Origin of the sequence: Klebsiella sp. HMSC25G12, assembly GCF_001807705.1 — a bacterium.
GTDB lineage: Bacteria > Pseudomonadota > Gammaproteobacteria > Enterobacterales > Enterobacteriaceae > Klebsiella > Klebsiella variicola.
Map to the genome: position 1 here is coordinate 246,884 of NZ_KV789927.1, position 20,351 is coordinate 267,234.

At 58.4% G+C, this 20,351-nt stretch carries 18 protein-coding genes; 10 read left to right on the forward strand and 8 right to left on the reverse strand.

Annotated elements, in window-relative coordinates:
- Positions 1-276: 276 nt before the first annotated feature.
- Positions 277-537 (forward strand): DUF1471 family protein YbiJ, encoded by a 261-nt coding sequence (ybiJ, locus tag HMPREF3096_RS27790; RefSeq protein ID WP_004176772.1) that lies wholly within the window; start codon positions 277-279, stop codon positions 535-537.
- 108 nt (positions 538-645) lie between these two features.
- On the opposite strand, the gene ybiB is transcribed toward ybiJ, so the two are convergent.
- The 7 genes from ybiB to HMPREF3096_RS27825 all read right to left on the reverse strand — a co-directional run bounded on the left by ybiB (position 646) and on the right by HMPREF3096_RS27825 (position 9,541).
- Positions 646-1,614: a DNA-binding protein YbiB gene (gene ybiB / locus HMPREF3096_RS27795; protein ID WP_008805768.1), complete on the reverse strand. Its 969-nt coding sequence runs from the start codon at positions 1,612-1,614 to the stop codon at positions 646-648.
- Between the two features lie 29 nt (positions 1,615-1,643).
- Positions 1,644-3,800, reverse strand: coding sequence for an ATP-dependent DNA helicase DinG (dinG, locus tag HMPREF3096_RS27800; protein WP_008805767.1), 2,157 nt, complete (start codon positions 3,798-3,800; stop codon positions 1,644-1,646).
- A 187-nt stretch (positions 3,801-3,987) separates the two neighbouring features.
- Complete coding sequence (gene rhlE / locus HMPREF3096_RS27805) at positions 3,988-5,343, reverse strand: ATP-dependent RNA helicase RhlE (protein ID WP_008805766.1); 1,356 nt, start codon at positions 5,341-5,343, stop codon at positions 3,988-3,990.
- 215 nt (positions 5,344-5,558) lie between these two features.
- Positions 5,559-6,551, reverse strand: coding sequence for a transketolase family protein (locus tag HMPREF3096_RS27810; protein WP_008805765.1), 993 nt, complete (start codon positions 6,549-6,551; stop codon positions 5,559-5,561).
- Positions 6,551-7,396: a transketolase gene (locus tag HMPREF3096_RS27815; RefSeq protein WP_023297255.1), complete on the reverse strand. Its 846-nt coding sequence runs from the start codon at positions 7,394-7,396 to the stop codon at positions 6,551-6,553. The genes HMPREF3096_RS27810 and HMPREF3096_RS27815 overlap by 1 nt, the downstream gene beginning before the upstream one ends.
- A 13-nt stretch (positions 7,397-7,409) precedes the next feature.
- A complete protein-coding gene (locus tag HMPREF3096_RS27820) occupies positions 7,410-8,159 on the reverse strand; it encodes an SDR family NAD(P)-dependent oxidoreductase (protein WP_016160530.1) in 750 nt (249 codons plus the stop codon).
- A gap of 50 nt (positions 8,160-8,209) precedes the next feature.
- The gene (locus HMPREF3096_RS27825; RefSeq protein WP_012542385.1) at positions 8,210-9,541 is read right to left on the reverse strand and encodes an MFS transporter; all 1,332 of its coding nucleotides are present in this window, start codon (positions 9,539-9,541) and stop codon (positions 8,210-8,212) included.
- 419 nt (positions 9,542-9,960) lie between these two features.
- On the opposite strand from HMPREF3096_RS27825, the gene HMPREF3096_RS27830 reads away from it, so the two are divergent.
- The 6 genes from HMPREF3096_RS27830 (at position 9,961) to HMPREF3096_RS27855 (ending at position 16,703) form a co-directional block, all read left to right on the forward strand.
- Complete coding sequence (locus HMPREF3096_RS27830; RefSeq protein WP_012542386.1) at positions 9,961-10,884, forward strand: LysR substrate-binding domain-containing protein; 924 nt, start codon at positions 9,961-9,963, stop codon at positions 10,882-10,884.
- Between the two features lie 73 nt (positions 10,885-10,957).
- On the forward strand, positions 10,958-11,617 hold the full coding sequence (cecR, locus tag HMPREF3096_RS27835) for a transcriptional regulator CecR (RefSeq protein ID WP_008805760.1): 660 nt from the start codon (positions 10,958-10,960) through the stop codon (positions 11,615-11,617).
- Positions 11,617-12,612: a secretion protein HlyD gene (hlyD, locus tag HMPREF3096_RS27840; RefSeq protein WP_008805759.1), complete on the forward strand. Its 996-nt coding sequence runs from the start codon at positions 11,617-11,619 to the stop codon at positions 12,610-12,612. The genes cecR and hlyD overlap by 1 nt, the downstream gene beginning before the upstream one ends.
- Entirely contained in the window at positions 12,605-14,344 is a 1,740-nt protein-coding gene (locus tag HMPREF3096_RS27845) for an ATP-binding cassette domain-containing protein (RefSeq protein WP_012968663.1), read from the forward strand. Before hlyD ends, HMPREF3096_RS27845 begins: the two co-directional genes overlap by 8 nt.
- Positions 14,334-15,467 carry an ABC transporter permease gene (locus tag HMPREF3096_RS27850; RefSeq protein WP_008805757.1) on the forward strand — a complete coding sequence of 378 codons (1,134 nt, stop codon included), beginning with the start codon at positions 14,334-14,336 and terminating at the stop codon, positions 15,465-15,467. Before HMPREF3096_RS27845 ends, HMPREF3096_RS27850 begins: the two co-directional genes overlap by 11 nt.
- 129 nt (positions 15,468-15,596) lie before the next feature.
- Positions 15,597-16,703 carry an ABC transporter permease gene (locus HMPREF3096_RS27855; RefSeq protein ID WP_012542389.1) on the forward strand — a complete coding sequence of 369 codons (1,107 nt, stop codon included), beginning with the start codon at positions 15,597-15,599 and terminating at the stop codon, positions 16,701-16,703.
- Here the strand turns inward: HMPREF3096_RS27855 and HMPREF3096_RS27860 are convergent.
- On the reverse strand, positions 16,665-17,075 hold the full coding sequence (locus tag HMPREF3096_RS27860; RefSeq protein ID WP_012542390.1) for a YbhQ family protein: 411 nt from the start codon (positions 17,073-17,075) through the stop codon (positions 16,665-16,667). The two genes, HMPREF3096_RS27855 and HMPREF3096_RS27860, sit on opposite strands and share 39 nt — an antisense overlap.
- A gap of 131 nt (positions 17,076-17,206) precedes the next feature.
- Here HMPREF3096_RS27860 and HMPREF3096_RS27865 point away from each other — a divergent pair, with 131 nt between their 5' ends.
- The 3 genes from HMPREF3096_RS27865 to HMPREF3096_RS27875 are packed head-to-tail and all read left to right on the forward strand — an operon-like array spanning position 17,207 to position 20,171.
- On the forward strand, positions 17,207-17,968 hold the full coding sequence (locus HMPREF3096_RS27865; RefSeq protein ID WP_008805754.1) for an endonuclease/exonuclease/phosphatase family protein: 762 nt from the start codon (positions 17,207-17,209) through the stop codon (positions 17,966-17,968).
- Positions 17,965-19,209, forward strand: coding sequence for a cardiolipin synthase ClsB (clsB, locus tag HMPREF3096_RS27870; RefSeq protein WP_008805753.1), 1,245 nt, complete (start codon positions 17,965-17,967; stop codon positions 19,207-19,209). The genes HMPREF3096_RS27865 and clsB overlap by 4 nt, the downstream gene beginning before the upstream one ends.
- A complete protein-coding gene (locus HMPREF3096_RS27875; protein ID WP_023322254.1) occupies positions 19,206-20,171 on the forward strand; it encodes a lysylphosphatidylglycerol synthase domain-containing protein in 966 nt (321 codons plus the stop codon). The genes clsB and HMPREF3096_RS27875 overlap by 4 nt, the downstream gene beginning before the upstream one ends.
- The last annotated feature ends 180 nt before the right edge of the window (positions 20,172-20,351 follow it).

The window sequence follows — 20,351 nt, forward strand, 5'->3', positions numbered from 1 at the left end:
ACCGTTCATGACAGCCTTTCGCATTATCTTTTCGCGCACATTTTTTGGCGGAAAAAGTCGCAATATGTGCCCTTAAACGCGTCGGTCTTCCTCGCTACGCTTCGTGACGAAAAGAATGAGAAATAATTTATTAATAATCAGTAAGTTATTAATCATTCAAAAAATTCGATGAAGACTGTGAATTTCCTTCGATTTTATCTCCCGCAAAAAAGCGTGATACTTATCACATCGACGGAACATCGTCCCCTGAACAGAACAACCTGCGAGAGATTAACTATGAAAAACATCAAATATGCTGCCGCTGCCATCGCTCTGACCGCCCTTTCCTTCGGCGCCTTTGCCGCCGAACCGGTCACCCCCGCTCAGGCTGAAAGCATGAATAAAATCGGTGTGGTGTCTGCGCAAGGCGCAACCACTTTAGATGGTCTGGAAGCAAAACTGGCTGCTAAAGCCGAAGCCGCTGGCGCGACCGGCTACAGCATTACTTCCGCTAACACCAACAACAAACTGAGCGGTACTGCGGTTATCTATAAATAATCGCTGTTCCCTCTGTAAGCCACTGAATTAACCCTGAAAAGACCTTTAATACCCTTGCCTTGCCCGTCCGAGCCACCGGACGGGCTTTTTTTTATCCTGCAGATCCGATCACCAGCAGTCGTTGACGCGGCTGAGGCCCTGTTCCAGGGTGGTGACTTCCCCGCTGGCCAGCAGACAACAGGCAAGCTGAATTTTCAACGAGTGGGGCACCGGTTCAACGCCGGCGACGCAGCGCTCGATCCAGCGCGCGGTGACCTCAGGATCTTTCGAGGCCGGCAGGACCACCGCCTCCGCTGCCGTCTCAGTCTGGCGTTCGTACAGCACCCGCACGCCCTGCTCATCGATCAGGCTGATCTGCGGGCAGCGCTGCGGGTTGGCATACACTTCGCCCTCGGTACCGTGCATCAACAGCGCGCGGCCACCGGTCTCACGAAAGAAGTTCGCCACCCGCGGAACATATTCCGGATGCGACACGCTGGAGAGACGCAATGCCTCCGCTTCGCCAAACGGTGTAGCCAGCTTGGCCAGGGTATGGGCGCTGTTGCGCACGCCCATCCGCCAGCGCATCGCCAGCTGTTTCTCCAGCGGCGGACAGAAAGCCCCCACCGGGATATACACCGGTTCATGGCCCTCCAGCTGCGCCTGAGCCTGTCCGGCGTGCCGGGTGGCCGGAATATCCAGCAGGGTAAAAATGGTCTCGGTCAGCACCCGGGTGGGATCGTGACTGACGCCGTGAACCACCACCGGAAACCCCAGCTTGTGCAGAAGCATCGCCAGCAGCGGCGTCAGGTTCGCCTGCTTGCGCGCGCCGTTGTAGCTGGGGATGACAATCGGCATCGGCTTGCCGGCCGGCGGGGTCAGGCGCAGCGTATGCTGCTGCATCGCCGCGTAAAACCCTTTCATCTCCGCTTCGCCTTCGCCTTTGATGCGCAGGGCGATTAATATTCCCCCCAGCTCCAGCTCCGGCACCTCGCCGTCCAGCATCCGCGCATAGAGCGCACGGGCGGTCTCTTCATCGAGGTCGCGGGCATGATTCTTACCGCGACCCACCTCTTTTATAATTTTGCTGTACTCCATGGCTCCCCCTGGTGCATCACGCGCCGGCGTCAGCGACGTTTGCGGCCTGACTGTTTTGCTGTCTGTTTTGCTTTCCGTTTTACTATAACCTCCGGGACGCCCGGCTGCTCTATGGGAAAAACAGGTAACGCGTTCAGTAGACGCGCGCCATAGTTTTTGGTCAACAGACGCTTATCGTAAATCACCACCTCTCCCCAGCAGTGATGGCTGCGGATCAGACGCCCCACCTGCTGAATAAGATTAAAGGAGGCGCTGGGCAAACTCTGTACCTCGAAAGGGTAACGATTAAGGCTTTTCAGCCATTCGCCTTCGGTGATCACCACCGGGCTGTCGATGGGCGGAAAGGCGATTTTATGGATATGTACCTGGCTTAGCAGATCACCCTTTAAATCCAGCCCTTCGGCAAAGGACTGCAGACCCACCAGCACGCTGCGCTCGCCGCTTTCCACCCGTTTGCGATGCAGCTCCACCAGCCGATAGCGCGGCTGGTCGCCCTGCACCAGCAGCATCAGGCGCAGATCGGTCACATGCTCCAGGAAGCGGTTCATCGCCCGCCCGCTGGCAAACAGCACCAGCATCCCGAGATGTTTCTTGCTCTCTACCTGCTGGCGAAAATAGGCCGCCATCTCGGCAATGTGCTGCTCTTCGTTATCCATCAGCGGTTCATAGCGCATTTGAGGAATAATAATTTTCCCCTGCTCCACGTGGTTGAACGGCGAATCCAGCGCCACGAAGCGGTCACCCGCTTTCTCCTTCAGACCACTCATCTCCTGCAGGCGCGAGAAGCTGTTTAGCGAGCGCAGCGTCGCTGACGTCACGACGATATGCGGTACGCTGCGCCACAGCAGCCGTTCCAGCTGATCGCTGACGCGGATGCCGACACAGTGGAACCAGACATGGATCTGGCCGTCGCGCACCACTCGCGTCGCCCATTTGGTTACCGGCGCGCCTGAGGATTGCGCCAGCGACGCCAGGCGCCATAGCTTGCTTTGGCTTTCAAACATGCCGAGCGCGCGGTTCATCTGCAGCAGCACCCGATGCAGGCGCACCACGTCATGGCTGCCGGTCTTTTCGCTGAGATCGTTAAGAAACAGCTCCGCCAGCCCGCGCAGCATCTCGGTGAGCTTCGCCAGCCGCTGGCAGATCTCCATCACCTCCTGCGGCAGTTCGCCCATCGGGAAGCGATGCTCCGCTTCCTGACCGGCGGGCATGTAGAGATTGAGAATATTATTCAACGACGCAATCAGCTCGAACAGCTCTTCGCAATGGCCGGTGAGCCGCTCCGGATTGGCCAGCGGCGGTGTGGTTTTCGGACGAAACTGCTCCATGCAGGTGGCGACCAGCTTGCAGAACAGATCCAGCTGCAGGCGAAACCAGGGGGCGGTGATCTCAGCGCTCATCTCCAGCGCGTCGCGGGCGACGTCCGGCAGATGATGGCCTTCATCGAGGACCAACAGCAGGTTTTTCGGCTCCGGCAGCACTGCCTCGCTCTCCATCGCCGCCATCACCAGCGCATGGTTGGCCACCACCACTTCCGCCTCCTGAATTTCCCGCCGTGCCACGAAGAACGGGCACTCGCGATAGTAGTGGCAGTTGCGGTTCAGGCAGCTGGCCTTATCGGTGCTCAGCCGGCTCCACAGCGCGTCATCGATGGCTTTATCGGTATGATCGCGCAGGCCGTCCCAGCGGTAGCTGTCGAGGTCCTGCTTCAGGGTCGCACACAGCTTCTGCTCGGCCTGGTTGTTCGGGGTGAGATCGTCATCGAGGAAGGCCAGCAGATCCTGCTGCGACGGCTCGGTGCTGGCCAGCGCCGTCAGGTTACGCGGACAGACGTAGCGCCCACGACCGAAGGCGGCGGTAAAGCGCAGGTCGGGAATAATTTTACGCAGCAGCGGCAGGTCTTTACTGTAGATTTGATCCTGCAGGGCGACGTTGGCGGTGCTGACCACCAGCGTTTTTTGTTCCTCCCGGGCGATGGCGATGCCCGGGATCAGGTATGACAGCGTTTTACCTACGCCGGTCGGCGCTTCGATAGCCAGATGCCTGCCCTCTTCCCCGGCGAGGGTTTTCGCCACATCGGCGATCATCTGCCGCTGCGGGGGGCGGGGAATAAAGTCCGGGATCTGTTCCTGAAGCGCCTTATACCAGGCGGCGATTTGCGCTTTCAGCGCAGCGGTCAAAGCCATGAGAAAACCTGAATACTGTATAAACAGCCACTATTGTGCCATTTTTGCCCGCCTGGAGGTATTGCTTTCTGCTGAGTGTGGAAGCGTGCTCGACAAATAGTGTAATGGAAAGAAAAAGGCCCGCCGCCGCGTAGCGGACAGACGGGCCTGAGCCGGGCCGCGTTATCGCGGCCGGGGCATCAGCGTGTTATTCGCCAGCCGGTTTACGCGGACGACGGCGGCGCGGCGGTTTGCCGTCCTGCGTACGCGCTTTCGGCGCCTCGCCGTCCTGACGGCGCGGGGCGCTGTTCTGGCTGCGCGGCTGTCCGCTGCGTCCCTGACCCTGGCCACCGCGTCCCTGACCTTGCCCACGACCGCCGCCGCGCTGCTGGCGACCGTTCTGGATAGGTTCGGCTTTAATGGACGGATCCGGCTCATAGCCGGCAATCGCGATGCGCGGGATCTCTTTTTTCAGCAGGCGCTCGATATCGCGCAGCAGCTTATGCTCATCCACACACACCAGCGACAAGGCTTCACCGGTGGCCGCCGCGCGACCGGTACGGCCGATACGGTGGACGTAATCTTCCGGTACGTTCGGCAGCTCGTAGTTCACCACGTGCGGCAGCTCTTCGATATCCAGACCACGGGCGGCGATATCGGTCGCCACCAGCACGCGAATGCCGCCGGATTTAAAGTCGGCCAGCGCGCGGGTACGCGCTCCCTGGCTCTTGTTGCCATGGATCGCCGCGCTGCGGATGCCGTCTTTATTAAGCTGCTCCGCGAGGTGGTTGGCGCCATGCTTGGTGCGGGTAAACACCAGCACCTGCTGCCAGTTGCCTTCGCCGATCAGCTGCGACAACAGTTCGCGCTTGCGGTTCTTATCAACGAAATGGACGTGCTGGGTGATCTGCTCGGACGCGGTGTTGCGACGCGCCACTTCCACTTCCAGCGGGTTGTGCAGCAGTTTCTCGGCCAGGCCCTTGATCTCGTCGGAGAAGGTGGCCGAGAACAGCAGGTTCTGTCGACGCGCCGGCAGTTTAGCCAGTACGCGACGGATGTCATGGATAAAGCCCATATCCAGCATGCGGTCCGCTTCGTCCAGCACAAGGATTTCCACGCTATCAAGGCTGACCGCGTTCTGATGTTCGAGGTCCAGCAGACGGCCCGGGGTGGCAACGAGGATGTCGACGCCACCGCGCAGCTTCATCATCTGCGGGTTGATGCTCACGCCGCCGAATACCACCAGCGAGCGAATATTCAGGTACTTGCTGTAATCGCGGACGTTCTCGCCCACCTGCGCCGCCAGCTCACGGGTCGGGGTCAGGATCAGCGCGCGTACCGGACGGCGACCCTTTGCGTGCGGCTCTTTGTCAATCAGGCGCTGCAGCAGCGGCAGGGTAAAGCCCGCCGTCTTACCGGTACCGGTCTGGGCGCTGGCCATCAGGTCGCGCCCCTGCATTACTGCCGGGATCGCCTGCTGTTGGATAGGGGTCGGCTCAACGTAGCCCTGCTCAGCGACAGCGCGCAGGATATCGGGATTCAGGCCAAGGGAATCAAAAGACATAACAACTCCGAACCGCCCCGGCCCGGTGAAGGGCGTAGTTTTCAGGGAGATTATTGCGATAAGAGATGGCAAAAACCACAATGCCATGAAGGGGCGCAGTCTAGCAGATTTTGTGACAGGCCGCATAAAATCTGCAAAAGAATACCGCGCCTGGCTGGCGGGCATGAGAAGGCCGCTGAGCGAGCTCAGCGGCCTGGTGCGTCATGGCAAAGCGATTAACGCAGACGATACTTAAGTTTTTCAACGATCTTCGCGGTGGAGATGCCGTAGCGATCGTGAAGGGTCGGCAGCGCGCCGGCTAACAGGAACGCGTCGGGCAGCCCCACAGTATCCAGCTCACAGCGCACACCCTTACGCATCAACAGCGCGGCCACCGCCTCCCCCAGGCCGCCGACCGCGGTGTGGTTTTCCGCAGTCACCACCAGACGACCTGGCTTCGACGCCTGTTCAATAATCGCTTTTTCATCCAGCGGTTTGATGGTCGGCACGTGCAGGACCGCCACGCTGATGTTATCGGCCCGCAGCTTTTCAACCGCCTCCAGCGCGCGCATGGTCATCAGCCCGGAGGAGATGATCAGCACATCGTTGCCGTCCTCCAGCAGCTTTGCTTTACCCAGTTCGAACTGATAGTCGTATTTATCCAGCACCAGCGGCACCTTACCGCGCAGCAGGCGCATATACACCGGCCCCTGGTGATCGGCAATGGCCGGCACCGCCTGCTCTATCTCCAGCGCATCGCAAGGATCGACGATGACCATGCCGGGGATACCGCGCATAATCGCCAGATCTTCAGTGGCCTGATGGCTGGGGCCATAACCGGTCGTCAGGCCCGGCAGCGCCGCGCAGATCTTCACGTTCAGATGCTCTTCAGCGATGACCTGATGAATAAAATCATAGGCGCGACGGGTTGCAAAGGCGGCATAGGTGGTGGCGAAAGGAATAAATCCCTCCTTCGCCATTCCCCCCGCCGCCGCCATCAGCAGCTGCTCGGCCATGCCCATCTGGAAGAAACGATCCGGGAAGGCCTGGGCGAAAATATGCAGATCGGTATATTTTGACAGGTCCGCGGTCATGCCGACGATTTCCGGACGCTGCGCCGCCAGTTTTGACAGCGCGACGCCGAAGGGCGCAGAGATGGTCGCCTGGCCCTCATCGGCAATCGAGGCGATCATCGCCGACGTTTTTAAACGGGGTTGACTCTGGCTCATTACAGCACTCCTTCTGGTTTGTTAGCATCCAGCACCGCAATCGCTTTTTGCCATTCGTCGGCATCGACGCGAATAAAATGGTTTTTATCGCGGGTTTCGAGGAACGGCACCCCTTTGCCCATCAGCGTGTCGCATAAAATGACCCGCGGCTGGTTGCCGGAATAACTTTTCGCGTTGTCAAAAGCGGCCATCACCGCCGGCAGATCGTTACCGTCCACGCGCTGTACGTACCAGCCGAAGGCGGCCCATTTATCCTGCAGCGGCTCAAAGCCGAGGATTTTGCGCGAATCACCGTCCGCCTGCTGTTTGTTGACGTCGACAAGGTTAATCAGGTTGCTCAGGCCATAGTGAGCCGCCGACATCGCCGCTTCCCAGGTCGACCCTTCGTCCAGCTCCCCATCGGACATGGAGTTATAGACCCAGGCCGTGCTCTGTTTCTGCCGCAGCCCTAGCGCCATGCCGACGGCAATGGACAGCCCCTGTCCCAGCGAACCGCCGGACATCTCCATCCCCGGGGTGTAGGTCGCCATGCCGGACATCGGCAGGCGGCTGTCGTCGGAGCCGTAAGTTTCCAGCTCGGCTTCCGGGATAATGCCCGCCTCCAGCAGCGCGGCATAATAAGCGATAGCGTAATGGCCATGAGAGAGCAGGAAGCGATCGCGCCCCTCCCACTCGGGATCTTCCGGACGATAGGTCATGGCGTGGCTGAAGGCGGTGGCCAGCACATCGGCATAGCCCAGCGCCTGGCCGATATAGCCCTGCCCCTGCACTTCCCCCATTTGCAGGGCGTAACGGCGAATACGCCACGCCGCCGCGGCGACTTTTTGTGATTCGGTCATCTTCATCTGTTTGCCTCGCTTAGTGAATTAACATGCCGCCGTTAACGTCCAGGGTGATACCGGTGGAGTAGGAAGAGAGGTCGCTGCCGAGGAACAGCGCGGCGCGCGCGATGTCTACCGCGTCGCCGAGGCGGTTCATTGGGATCCCGGCAAGAATGTTGGCCGTCATGTCGTCGGTCAGCTTGCCGGCGGTAATGTCGGTCTGAATCAGCCCCGGGGTGATGCAGTTAACGCGGACGTTATCCGGGCCAAGCTCGCGCGCCATCGCCCGCGCCAGACCCAGCACCCCGGCTTTTGCCGCGCTGTAGTGCGGGCCGCCGAAGATACCGCCGCCGCGCTGGGCGGAAACGGACGAGATGCAGACGATGCTGCCGGATTTTTGCGCCCGCATGGTGGGAATAACCGCCTGCGACATCAGCAGCGTACCGCGCAGGCTGACATCAAGTACCGCGTCATAGTTGGCGCGCTTGATCTCCATCAGCTTCAGCGGCTGGGTAATCCCGGCGTTATTCACCAGCACATCAACCCGGCCATATTTCGCCAGAATTTGTTCGATGGCCGCCTGTACCTGCACTTCATCAGCGACGTTCGCCGCCAGGCCGAGATGGCCTTCGCCTAATGCCGCCGCCGCGGTTTTGCTGGCTTCACCATTGAGGTCGATAATGACCACTTTCGCGCCGTTGTCGGCGAATAATTTCGCGGTGGCGAAACCCAAACCGCGAGCGGAGGCCGCGCCAGTAATAATGGCGACTTTATCTTCTAATAACATAGTTTCACTCCATGACATTACGTCATATTAATTAACAGGATATATTTCCGTTATTGTGGTTCATCGAGGAAAAGAATCACCACCAAACCAATGGCGGCGCAGATACCAAAATAGGTAAATACAGAATTAAAACTCCCGGTTTTATCAAGTAAGAAACCGGCTGCCATCGGCGCGACAAATCCACCGAGGTTGCCGCCGCTATTAATTATGGAAGAGGCGATTGGATAGGTTTTGCTGTCCGAAACGGCCATACCGTAGGCGGTAAAAGCCGGCCAGCCGATATTCAAACAAAAACCGACAAAAAATAATCCAATACAGACCGCCAGGGTGCTTGCCGGGATATTCAGCATAATTAACATCATGACCACCGTTGACACAGCAGTAAACATCATGGTGGGTTTACGTCGGCGGCCCAGGACTTTATCTGAAATCCACCCGCCGCCAATCGCGCCAATAAAGCCGCCGATGCACGGCATACTGGCCACGAAACCCATACTCATTACATCAAAGCCACGCTCTTTGACTAAGTACAGCGGGATCCAGGTTAATAATCCGTACAGCACGCTAACCATCATAAAATACGCCAGGCAGTCACCGAGAATATTTTTTGAGGTGAATAAGCCTTTCGCCGTATCAATTGGCGCCATCTTCTTTACCCGAATGATTTTATCCAGCCAGGTGAATCGATCGGCAATTAATATATTTTCGCGTACGCTATTATTATGACTTTCACGCCCGGCATTAATCTCTGCCAGTTCACTTTGTGAAACAAATCCGCTTTCTGATGGCTTTGACTTCACCAATAGATACCAGGCTATCGCTGCCACAATCCCGGGTATCGCGAAGGAGAAAAAGACCCACCGCCAGCCCCAGGTCACCGCAATCCACACCGCCAGCGGCGGGACAATAATCGGCGCAAACATGGTCGCCGCGATGTAAACGCCGGTTGCTGTGGCTTTCTCTTTTGGTGGAAACCAGTTATTTATGGTGGAAGCCAGCCCCACCGGGCAAGGCCCTTCGCTTAGCCCCAGTCCCAGCCGCACCAGCTTCAGGCCAAACACGGAGCTCACCGTGCCCATCAGCCAGGTAAAGGCGGAGAAGCCGAAAATGGACAGCGAAACCAGCCCCCGGGTACCGCGTTTGGCGATGAAAAAACCGGCCGGGATCTGGCTTACCGCATAGCCGAGGAAAAACATACTGGCGATGGCCCCGGCTTCAAAATTATTGATATGAAACTCATCAATGATAAACGGCAGAACCGCGCCAATATTGGTTCTGTCGGCGTAATTGATGGCATACACCAGGAAAATCATCGTCAAAACCACGAAACGATATTTCGTTTTCCTGGCGTCAGTACAGACTAGTGTATCTATACGTGACATAGGGTTTCCTCATCTTATACCTCATCCACTTCGCTGCCCGTTGCCGCTTCGGATCACCGCGTTTTCACTTTCCATACAGCAGCAAAAGATAAATATCTTTTCGCTCAGCTAAACAGGTGGTTAGGTGTTTTATAATGGCGATCTCAACGCATCGCCGTTTGTGATCAGGCCTGTGAGAGGAATATAACAACCCCAAAATGAAACGGTATTCAAAAAACCTCAATTATGATTGAGAAAAATTGAGTTAGTGACTTCCCGCAAATTTTTAGTCTTTACTGACACGCGCGCTTTTAACGAGATAAATTGTTAAGCCCATCACAAATTAAAATCATTTTTTTCCTTTTCCCTATGCTGGCTATCACGACTGCGCCACGCTGTTCGCTATTTTCTTTTAGAAACGCCCTGCCCAGGATGCTGCCATGAGTCAACCGCTGCCCAATAAAAATTTGCCGATGCCCTCTTTACGCAATATCCAGGCCTTTATTGAAGTCGCCGCTACCGGCAGCCTCAACCTGGCCGCAGAGAATCTCAATATTACCGCCTCGGCGGTCAGCCATCAGATAGCCAGCCTGGAGCACTTTCTGGGGAAAAAACTGTTCTCCCGCAGCAGTAAAGGCGTCATGTTAACGGCGGTGGGAGAAAAATATCTCAAAGAGGTCTCCGGGGCGCTGAATATGATTGGCCAGGCCACCAGCCAGGTGATCAATGATATCCATCAGGATTATTTACGTATTCACTCGGCGCCGAGCTTCGGCCTGCTGTGGTTGATGCCTCGCCTGGATAAATTTCGCCAGGCGTGGCCGGAGTTAAAAATCAGCCTGACCTGTTCCTACGAAAGCATCCAGTTCTCCCGGGATAATATTGATATCGATATTCGTCACGGGCTATCACAGTGGCCAACGCTGTTGGTCAGAACCATTAAAAATGAGTGCGTCCTGCCCTACAGCGCAGCGTCTTATTTAGCCAGCCATCCTGTGCATGCGGTGGAAGATCTGCTGGCCTGCGATCTGATCCACTCCGACAGCACCTTAATTAACTGGAGCAGTTGGCTGTCGTGGCACAAGGTCCGCGGCTGGCATAAAAACTTCATTTTTAATTTCGACCGGTCGTACATGAGCATCGAGGCGGCCAGAATGGGGATGGGCGTGATCCTCGAAAGCAATCTGCTGGCCGGCGGGCACGTGCGTCAGGGGCAGCTGACGCCGGTATTTGACGACGAGCGGAGTATGCCGGTCGGCGCGCACCACTTCGTTCTTCCCCATGCCAATGAACAGAAGGAGAAGGTCCAGCGTTTCTTCGCCTGGGTCGCCGGGGAGCTGAAGGAGGAAGGGTTCCATATTTGATCCCGGCTGGTGGACAAACCGCCGATCGAGGCCTAAAGTTAATCAATCGATTGATTAACTTTTACCGAGCGCGATGACCAGTAAAGGCGAACAGGCAAAAAATCAGCTTATCGCGGCCGCTATCGCCCAGTTTGGCGAGTATGGTCAGCATGCCACCACCCGCGATATCGCCGCCCAGGCCGGGCAGAATATCGCCGCTATCACCTATTATTTTGGCTCGAAAGACGACTTATATCTCGCCTGTGCCCAATGGATCGCCGATTTTATCGGCGACAATTTTCGCCCACAGGCCGAAGCGGCGGAGGCCCTGCTCGCCGGGAAGTCGCCGGATCGCCAGGCAATACGCGCCCTCATTCTCAACGCCTGCCATAACATGATCCTGCTGCTGACCCAGGATGATACGGTCAACTTAAGCAAATTCATTTCCCGTGAGCAGCTGGCGCCGACCGCCGCCTACCATCTGATCCACCAGCAGGTGATCGCCCCCCTGCACCACTATCTCACCCGGCTGATTGCCGCCTGGACAGGCCGCGATGCCGGTGATACGCAAATGATCCTCCACACCCACGCCCTGCTGGGCGAGGTGCTGGCTTTCCGTCTTGGGCGTGAAACCATCCTGCTGCGCACCGGCTGGACGCAGTTTGACGCGCAAAAGACCGAACAGATTTTCGAGGTCATTACCTGTCATATCGATTTCATTCTGCATGGGTTATCGCAAAGGAGTTTGGGCTGATGAAAAAACCCGTCGTCGTCATTCTGTTGATCGTGATTCTTCTCGCCGCGCTGGGCGGCGGCTGGTGGTGGTACCAGAGCAGCCGGCAGCAGCCGCTGACCCTGTATGGCAATGTCGATATCCGCACCGTCAACATGAGCTTCCGCGTCGGCGGCAGACTGGCTTCGCTGACCGTCGACGAAGGCGACAGCATCCGCGCCGGGCAAACTCTCGGCGAGCTTGATCGCGCGCCTTATGAAAATGCCCTGCTGCAGGCCCAGGCCAACGTCTCCACCGCCCAGGCGCAGTATGACCTGATGATGGCCGGCTACCGCGCGGAAGAGATTGCCCAGGCCGCGGCGGCGGTGAAACAGGCGCAGGCCGCTTACGACTATGCGCAAAACTTTTATCAGCGCCAGCTCGGGCTGCGCGCCAGCAGCGCGATTTCCGCCAACGATCTGGAGAACGCCCGCTCCTCACGCGACCAGGCGCAGGCAACGCTCAAATCGGCGCAGGATAAACTGCGTCAGTATCGCGCCGGTAACCGCCCGCAGGAGATTGCCCAGGCCAAAGCCAGTCTGGAACAGGCGCAGGCGGCGCTGGCCCAGGCCAAACTGGACCTGCACGATACCGTGCTCACCGCCCCTTCCGACGGTACGCTGATGACCCGCGCCGTCGAGCCCGGCACCATGCTCAACGCCGGCGGCACCGTACTGACGCTGTCGTTAACCCATCCGGTATGGGTCCGCGCCTATGTTGACGAAAAAAACCTTGGTCAGGCGCAGCCGGGACGTGAAGTGCTGCTGTATACCGACAGCCGGCCGGATAAGCCCTATCACGGCAAAATCGGCTTTGTCTCGCCAAGCGCTGAATTCACGCCGAAGACCGTTGAAACGCCGGATCTGCGTACCGACCTCGTTTATCGTCTGCGTATTGTGGTGAACGATGCCGACGGCGCCCTGCGCCAGGGGATGCCGGTGACCGTCTCTTTTAACCACGGGAACGGACATGAGTGAGGCCATCATTGCCTTAAACGGTCTGAGCCGCCGTTTTCCCGGAATGGACAGGCCAGCGGTGGCGCCGCTCACCTGCACGATCCACGCCGGCTACGTCACCGGGCTGGTGGGGCCCGACGGCGCGGGGAAAACCACCCTGATGCGAATGCTGGCCGGTTTGCTCAAGCCTGATGAGGGCCGCGCCAGCGTGATCGGCTTCGACCCGCTAAAAGACGACAGCGCCCTGCACGCGGTGCTCGGCTATATGCCGCAGAAGTTCGGCCTGTATGAAGATCTGACGGTGATGGAAAACCTGACCCTGTACGCCGACCTGCGCAGCGTCACCGGCGAGGCGCGGAAGAAAATTTTCGACCGTCTGCTGGAGTTCACCTCCCTTGGCCCGTTCACCGAACGGCTGGCAGGCAAGCTTTCCGGCGGCATGAAGCAAAAGCTGGGGCTCGCCTGTACCCTGGTGGGCGACCCGAAAGTACTGCTGCTGGATGAGCCCGGCGTCGGCGTCGACCCTATCTCGCGCCGCGAGCTGTGGCAGATGGTGCACGAGCTGGCCGGCGACGGCATGCTGATCCTGTGGAGCACCTCCTATCTCGATGAAGCGGAACAATGCCGCGACGTGCTGCTGATGAACGAAGGCAAACTGCTCTACCAGGGTGAGCCGACGGCGCTGACGCAAACCATGGCCGGGCGCAGTTTCCTCGTCTCCAGCCCACAGGAAAACAACCGCCGTCTGCTGCAGCGGGCGCTGAAGCTGCCGCAGGTCAGCGATGGCGTGATCCAGGGCAAATCGGTGCGCTTGATCCTGAAAAAGGACGCCCGCATTGAGGAAGTCCAGCAGCATGGCGACATGCCGCCGCTGCAGGTGGCCGACACCGCGCCGCGCTTTGAAGATGCGTTTATCGATCTGCTCGGCGGAGCGGGAACCGCCGAATCGCCGTTGGGAGCGATTATCCATCGTGTTGACGGCAGCAAAGACGAAACGGTCATTGAAGCCCAGTCGTTAACGAAAAAGTTTGGTGATTTCGCCGCTACCGACCACGTCGATTTCCAGGTTAAGCGCGGTGAAATTTTCGGCCTGCTCGGCCCCAACGGCGCCGGGAAATCCACCACCTTCAAAATGATGTGCGGCCTGCTGGTGCCCACCTCCGGCAAAGCGCTGGTGCTGGGGATGGATCTTAAGGTCAGCTCTGGCAAGGCGCGCCAGCATCTGGGCTATATGGCGCAAAAATTTTCGCTGTACGGCAACCTCAGCGTCGAGCAGAACCTGCGCTTTTTCTCCGGCGTCTATGGCCTGCGCGGCCGGGCGCAAAATGAAAAAATCGCCCGAATGAGCGATGCCTTTGGCCTGAAAAGTATCGCCCGTCACGCCGCCGACGAGCTGCCGCTCGGCTACAAGCAGCGGCTGGCGCTGGCCTGCTCGCTGATGCATGAGCCCGATATTCTGTTTCTCGATGAACCGACCTCCGGCGTCGACCCCCTCACCCGCCGCGAGTTCTGGCTGCATATCAACAGCATGGTCGATAAAGGGGTGACGGTGATGGTGACCACCCACTTTATGGATGAGGCGGAATACTGCGACCGTATCGGGCTGGTTTACCACGGTAAACTTATCGCCAGCGGCACCCCGGACGCGCTGAAGGCCCAGGCAGCGGATGACAGCCAGACGGACCCGACCATGGAGCAGGCGTTCATTACCCTGATTAACCGCTGGGATAAGGAGAATAGCCATGAGCAATAGCATTCTCTCCTGGCGGCGGGTCCGCGCCCTGTGCGTGAAAGAGACCCGGCAGATCGTCCGCGATCCCAGCAGCTGGCTGATCGCGGTGGTGATCCCGCTACTCCTGCTGTTTATCTTCGGCTATGGCATTAACCTCGACTCCAGCAAACTGCGGGTCGGCGTATTGCTGGAGCAACAGAGCGAAGAGGCGCTGGATTTCGTCCATACCATGACCGGCTCGCCCTATATCGACGCCACGGTCAGCGATAATCGCCAGCAACTGATTCAAATGATGCAGGCCGGGCGCATCCGCGCCATGGTGGTCATTCCGGTGGACTTCGACCGCCAGATGGCCCGCGCCGGCGCCGACGCACCGCTGCAGCTCATCACCGACGGCAGCGAGCCCAATACCGCCAACTTCGCTCAGGGCTACGTGGAAGGTATCTGGCAGATCTGGCAGCAGCAGCGGGCGGAAGACCGCGGCGAAACCTTTGAACCGCTGATCGACGTGCAGATGCGCTACTGGTTTAACCCGGCGGCTATTAGCCAGCACTTTATTATCCCCGGCGCAATTACCATCATCATGACCGTGGTCGGCGCGATCCTGACCTCGCTGGTGGTGGCGCGCGAATGGGAGCGCGGCACCATGGAGGCGCTGCTGTCGACGGAGATCACCCGCGCCGAACTGCTGCTGTGCAAGCTCATTCCCTACTATTTCCTCGGCATGCTGGCGATGTTGCTCTGTATGCTGGTGTCGGTATTTATTCTCGGCGTGCCCTATCGCGGCTCGCTGCCGATCCTGTTTGTCATCACCAGTCTGTTTTTGCTCAGCACCCTGGGGATGGGGCTGCTGATCTCAACCATTACCCGCAACCAGTTTAACGCCGCGCAGGTGGCGCTGAATGCCGCGTTTTTACCGTCGATTATGCTGTCCGGGTTTATTTTCCAGATAGACAGTATGCCGGCGGTGATCCGCGCGGTGACCTACGTGATCCCGGCGCGCTATTTCGTCAACACCCTGCAAAGCCTGTTTCTGGCGGGCAATATTCCGGTGGTGCTGCTGGTGAATGTGCTGTTTTTGATTGCGTCGGCGGTGATGTTTATCGGCCTGACGTGGTTAAAAACCAAGCGGCGTCTGGATTAGGTTTTGCCCGGTGGCGCTGCGCTGACCGGGCCTACGGTTTAACCAACATCGATTATACGGTTCGCCGATCCCCCAGGCCGGGCAAACGCAGTGCCGCCCGGCGTGGTTGAATGGGCCAAAGGAGCAATTATGTTTCACCGTTTATGGACATTGATCCGCAAAGAGCTGCAGTCGCTGCTGCGCGAGCCGCAAACGCGGGCAATTTTAATCATGCCGGTGCTGATTCAGGTATTGTTGTTTCCCTTTGCCGCGACGCTGGAGGTGACCAACGCCACCATCGCCATCTACAACGAAGACAGCGGCCGCCACGCGGTGGAACTCACTCAGCGCTTCGCCCGCGCCAAAGCCTTTACCCACGTCCTGTTGCTGAAAAGCCCGCAGGCTATCCAGCCGACCATCGATGAACAAAAAGCCCTGCTGGTGGTACGCTTCCCGGCGGATTTCTCGCGTAATCTCGACAACTATCAAACCGCCCCGCTGCAGCTCCTGCTCGACGGGCGCAACTCCAACAGCGCGCAAATCGCCGCCAACTACCTGCAGCAGATCGTAAAAAACTATCAGCAGGAGCTGCTGGAGGGGAAAGCGAAGCCGAACAACAGCGAACTGGTGGTGCGCAATTGGTACAACCCGAATCTCGACTATAAGTGGTTCGTGGTGCCGTCGCTTATCGCCATGATCACCACCATCGGAGTGATGATCGTGACGTCGTTGTCGGTGGCCCGTGAGCGCGAACAGGGTACCCTCGATCAGCTGCTGGTCTCGCCCCTCGCCACCTGGCAAATCTTCGTTGGCAAAGCAGTGCCGGCGCTGATCGTCGCCACCCTGCAGGCGACTATCGTGCTGGCGATTGGTATCTGGGCCTATCAGATCCCGTTTGCCGGCTCGCTGCTGCTGTTCTATTTCACGATGGTGATTTATGGCTTATCGCTGGTGGGCTTCGGTTTATTGATTTCATCGCTGTGCGCCACCCAGCAGCAGGCGTTTATCGGCGTGTTCGTCTTTATGATGCCGGCGATCCTGCTTTCGGGCTACGTTTCACCGGTGGAAAATATGCCGCAGTGGCTGCAGGATCTGACCTGGATAAACCCGATCCGCCATTTTACCGATATCACCAAGCAAATTTATCTGAAGGATGCGAGTCTGAAGATTGTGTGGGGAAGTTTGTGGCCGCTACTGGTCATAGCGGCCACCACCGGCTCAGCGGCGTATGCGATGTTCCGAAGAAAGATTGCGTAGTTTTTTATCTTTCGCCAGCAGCGAGACCACCGCCGGGCCTGCCAGTATCACCAGCCCGGCGAGGGCCAGCAGCAGGTTGTTGTGCAGCACGCGCGACAGCAGCCACAGCGCTATCATGGCCGCGCCAAAGTACCAGGTGGTGGTGAGCTCCTCAAGGAAGTCTCCCACATCGCGCCAGCGCGCCTCGTGGTGACGCTGCAAAAACAGCATCGCCAGCAGCGTGACGCTATAGAGGACGCACAGCCCCAATCCGACGCGTACCAGCGCGCCGCTCATCCATCCCATCACCAGCACTGCCACGACCAGTAGATGCAACATAATCTGCCAGCAACTAAGACCTGTTGCGACGCGTACACGTTGTTGCCACTTCATGGCTTCTCTCCTGAAGGATTTTTCTCTGCTACTCAGAGTACCGCACTTTACGGAAAATTCCGTAACACCGCATCTTTTTGTGACGTCTACTACACTATTTTATTCAGGAAAGTGACATTTACTGGAGAATTATGGCTGAGCCAACGTCGGGATTTTCGTTGAACGTGCTGACAATTAACACCCATAAAGGCTTTACGGCGTTTAATCGGCGTTTTATTTTGCCCGAGTTGCGCGACGCCGTGCGCAGCGTCAGCGCGGATATTGTTTGCCTGCAGGAAGTGATGGGCGCTCACGAGGTTCACCCGCTGCACATCGAGAACTGGCCAGATACCACCCATTATGAATTTCTCGCCGACACCATGTGGAGCGATTACGCCTACGGGCGCAACGCAGTCTATCCGGAAGGCCACCACGGCAATGCCGTACTGTCGCGCTTTCCCATTGAATACTATGAAAATCGGGATATTTCAGTCGGCAACGGCGAGAAACGCGGTCTGCTTTACTGCCGCATCGTGCCGCCAGAGAGCGGCGTGACGATCCATGTGATCTGCGTTCACCTGGGTTTACGCGCCGACCAACGGCAGGCGCAGTTGACCATGCTGGCAGAATGGGTCAATACCCTCCCCGCCGGTGAGCCGGTGGTGGTGGCCGGGGATTTTAACGACTGGCGTCAGCAGGCGAATCAGCCGTTAAAAGCGCAAGCCGGGCTGGAAGAGATCTTTACCCGCGCCCGCGGACGGCCGGCGCGTACGTTTCCGGTCAGTTTTCCGCTGCTGCGCCTCGATCGTATTTATGTCAAAAACGCCCACGCCAGCCACCCGAAGGCGCTGGCCCTCAAACAATGGCGGCATCTGTCCGATCATGCGCCCCTTAGCGTGGAGATACACTTGTGAAATGTCGTTGGCAGGAAGGCAACCGCATTACGCTACTGGAGAACGGCGACCAGTACTATCCGGCGCTGTTTGCGGCTATTGGTCGCGCCAGCCGGCGGGTGATCCTCGAATCCTTTATCTGGTTTGAAGATGAGGTGGGCTGGCGGCTGCACGCGGTGCTGCTGAAAGCCGCCCGCCGCGGTATTCAGGTGGAGGTGCTGCTTGACGGCTACGGCTCGCCGGATCTCAGCGATGAGTTTGTCGGCGAACTGACCGCCGCCGGGGTGATTTTTCGCTACTACGATCCGCGCCCTAAGCTGATGGGGATGCGCACCAACCTGTTCCGTCGGATGCACCGTAAAATCGTGGTGATTGACGACACCACCGCCTTTGTCGGCGGCATCAACTACTCCGCCGAGCATATGAGCGACTACGGCCCGGAGGCGAAACAGGATTATGCGGTGCAGGTCGAGGGGCCGGTGGTGCTTGATATTCTCCAGTTCGAGCTGGAGAACCTGCCCAACAGCGAAACCGCCCGCCGCTGGTGGCGCCGCCGTCGCCACCAGCCAGAGATCAACCAGACTCCCGGCGAGGCGCAGGCGCTGTTCATCTGGCGCGACAACCAGGATCACCGCGACGATATCGAACGCCACTACCTGAAGATGCTCACCAGCGCCCGCCGGGAGGTGATCATTGCCAACGCCTATTTCTTTCCCGGCTACCGCCTGCTGCATGCGATGCGCAACGCTGCGCGACGCGGCGTGCGGGTCAAGCTGATCGTCCAGGGCGAGCCGGATATTCCGATTGTGAAGTTTGGCGCCCACCTGCTCTATCACTATCTCGTTAAGGGCGGGGTGCAGATCTACGAATATCGCCGCCGTCCGCTGCATGGCAAGGTCGCCCTGGCGGATGACCACTGGGCCACCGTCGGGTCGAGCAACCTGGATCCATTGAGCCTGTCGCTGAATCTGGAAGCCAATCTGATTATCCACGACCGGGTGTTTAACCAGACGCTGCGCGATAACCTTAACGGGCTTATCGCCAGGGATTGCCAGCGGATCGATAAAACGATGCTGCCGAAACGCAACTGGTGGCGGCTGGGCGTCAGCGTGATGGCCTTCCACTTTCTGCGCCACTTCCCGGCGTGGGTCGGCTGGCTACCAGCCCATACGCCGCGGCTGGCCAGGGTCAGCCCGCCGGTGCAGCCGGAGATTGAAACCCAGGATCGTGTCGACTCACAAACCAGGGATAATCCGCTATGAGCAAATCGCATCCCCGCTGGCGGATGGCGAAAAGAGTACTTACCGTGCTCTTTTTTATCGCGGTGATCGTCCTGCTGGTGATTTACGCGCAAAAAGTCGACTGGCAGGACGTGTGGAAGGTGATCCGCGGCTACGATCGGCTGGCCTTGTTTAGCGCTATTGCGCTGGTCATCGTCAGCTATCTGATCTACGGCTGCTACGATCTGCTTGGCCGGGCCTATTGTGGGCATAAGCTGGCGAAACGCCAGGTGATGCTGGTGTCGTTTATCTGCTATGCCTTTAACCTGACGCTCAGCACCTGGGTCGGCGGGATCGGCATGCGCTACCGGCTGTACTCGCGGCTGGGGCTCAACGGCGGCACCATCACCCGTATTTTTTCATTAAGCATTACCACCAACTGGCTGGGCTATATCCTGCTCGGTGGGGTGATATTTACGGCGGATCTGGTGAAGCTGCCGCCGCACTGGTACATCAGCCAGACCACTCTGCGCATTATCGGCGGGGTGATGCTGATCCTTACGCTTTGCTATCTGTTCGGTTGCGCGTTTGCCAAACGCCGTCACCTGACGATTAAAGGCCAGCGGCTGGTGCTGCCCTCCTGGCGCTTCGCGTTGCTGCAGATGGGGATTTCGGCGGCGAACTGGATGGCGATGGGGGCGATAATCTGGCTGCTGTTGGGCAGCGAAATTAACTATTTCCTGGTATTAGGGGTGCTGCTGGTGAGCAGTATCGCCGGGGTGATCGTTCATATTCCGGCCGGTATCGGCGTGCTGGAGGCGGTGTTTATCGCCATGCTCTCCGGAGAGGAGATTTCGAAGGGCGCGATTATCGCCGCCCTGCTCGCCTGGCGCGCGCTCTATTATTTCCTGCCGCTGCTGCTGGCGACGGTGGCTTATCTGCTGCTGGAGAGTCGGGCGAAAAAGCTGCGGCAAAAGAACCAGCGTAAGCTGGCCCGCGAATGACACGGCCAGGTCGCGCTGCGCTTGCCGGGCCTGCGGGGTGTGAGCCTGTGAGAGGATCTTGTAGGCCGGGTAAGGCGCCAGCCGCCACCCGGCAACATCACGGGAACCGTGCCTGATATCTCGCCCGGCGGCGCTGCGCTTGGCAGGTCTAAACGCCAGCCGGACGGTTCCCTCTCCCTC

What these genes read in the sequence shown, in the direction of transcription:
- rhlE (WP_008805766.1), bottom strand. Translation starts at nt 5,343, where the DNA reads ATGTCTTTTGATTCCCTTGGCCTGAATCCCGATATCCTGCGCGCTGTC.
- HMPREF3096_RS27855 (WP_012542389.1), top strand. Translation starts at nt 15,597, where the DNA reads ATGTTTCACCGTTTATGGACATTGATCCGCAAAGAGCTGCAGTCGCTG.
- HMPREF3096_RS27875 (WP_023322254.1), top strand. Translation starts at nt 19,206, where the DNA reads ATGAGCAAATCGCATCCCCGCTGGCGGATGGCGAAAAGAGTACTTACC.
- HMPREF3096_RS27820 (WP_016160530.1), bottom strand. Translation starts at nt 8,159, where the DNA reads ATGTTATTAGAAGATAAAGTCGCCATTATTACTGGCGCGGCCTCCGCT.
- HMPREF3096_RS27810 (WP_008805765.1), bottom strand. Translation starts at nt 6,551, where the DNA reads ATGAGCCAGAGTCAACCCCGTTTAAAAACGTCGGCGATGATCGCCTCG.
- ybiJ (WP_004176772.1), top strand. Translation starts at nt 277, where the DNA reads ATGAAAAACATCAAATATGCTGCCGCTGCCATCGCTCTGACCGCCCTT.
- HMPREF3096_RS27845 (WP_012968663.1), top strand. Translation starts at nt 12,605, where the DNA reads ATGAGTGAGGCCATCATTGCCTTAAACGGTCTGAGCCGCCGTTTTCCC.
- HMPREF3096_RS27825 (WP_012542385.1), bottom strand. Translation starts at nt 9,541, where the DNA reads ATGTCACGTATAGATACACTAGTCTGTACTGACGCCAGGAAAACGAAA.
- HMPREF3096_RS27815 (WP_023297255.1), bottom strand. Translation starts at nt 7,396, where the DNA reads ATGAAGATGACCGAATCACAAAAAGTCGCCGCGGCGGCGTGGCGTATT.
- hlyD (WP_008805759.1), top strand. Translation starts at nt 11,617, where the DNA reads ATGAAAAAACCCGTCGTCGTCATTCTGTTGATCGTGATTCTTCTCGCC.
- ybiB (WP_008805768.1), bottom strand. Translation starts at nt 1,614, where the DNA reads ATGGAGTACAGCAAAATTATAAAAGAGGTGGGTCGCGGTAAGAATCAT.
- HMPREF3096_RS27850 (WP_008805757.1), top strand. Translation starts at nt 14,334, where the DNA reads ATGAGCAATAGCATTCTCTCCTGGCGGCGGGTCCGCGCCCTGTGCGTG.
- dinG (WP_008805767.1), bottom strand. Translation starts at nt 3,800, where the DNA reads ATGGCTTTGACCGCTGCGCTGAAAGCGCAAATCGCCGCCTGGTATAAG.
- HMPREF3096_RS27830 (WP_012542386.1), top strand. Translation starts at nt 9,961, where the DNA reads ATGAGTCAACCGCTGCCCAATAAAAATTTGCCGATGCCCTCTTTACGC.
- cecR (WP_008805760.1), top strand. Translation starts at nt 10,958, where the DNA reads ATGACCAGTAAAGGCGAACAGGCAAAAAATCAGCTTATCGCGGCCGCT.
- HMPREF3096_RS27865 (WP_008805754.1), top strand. Translation starts at nt 17,207, where the DNA reads ATGGCTGAGCCAACGTCGGGATTTTCGTTGAACGTGCTGACAATTAAC.
- HMPREF3096_RS27860 (WP_012542390.1), bottom strand. Translation starts at nt 17,075, where the DNA reads ATGAAGTGGCAACAACGTGTACGCGTCGCAACAGGTCTTAGTTGCTGG.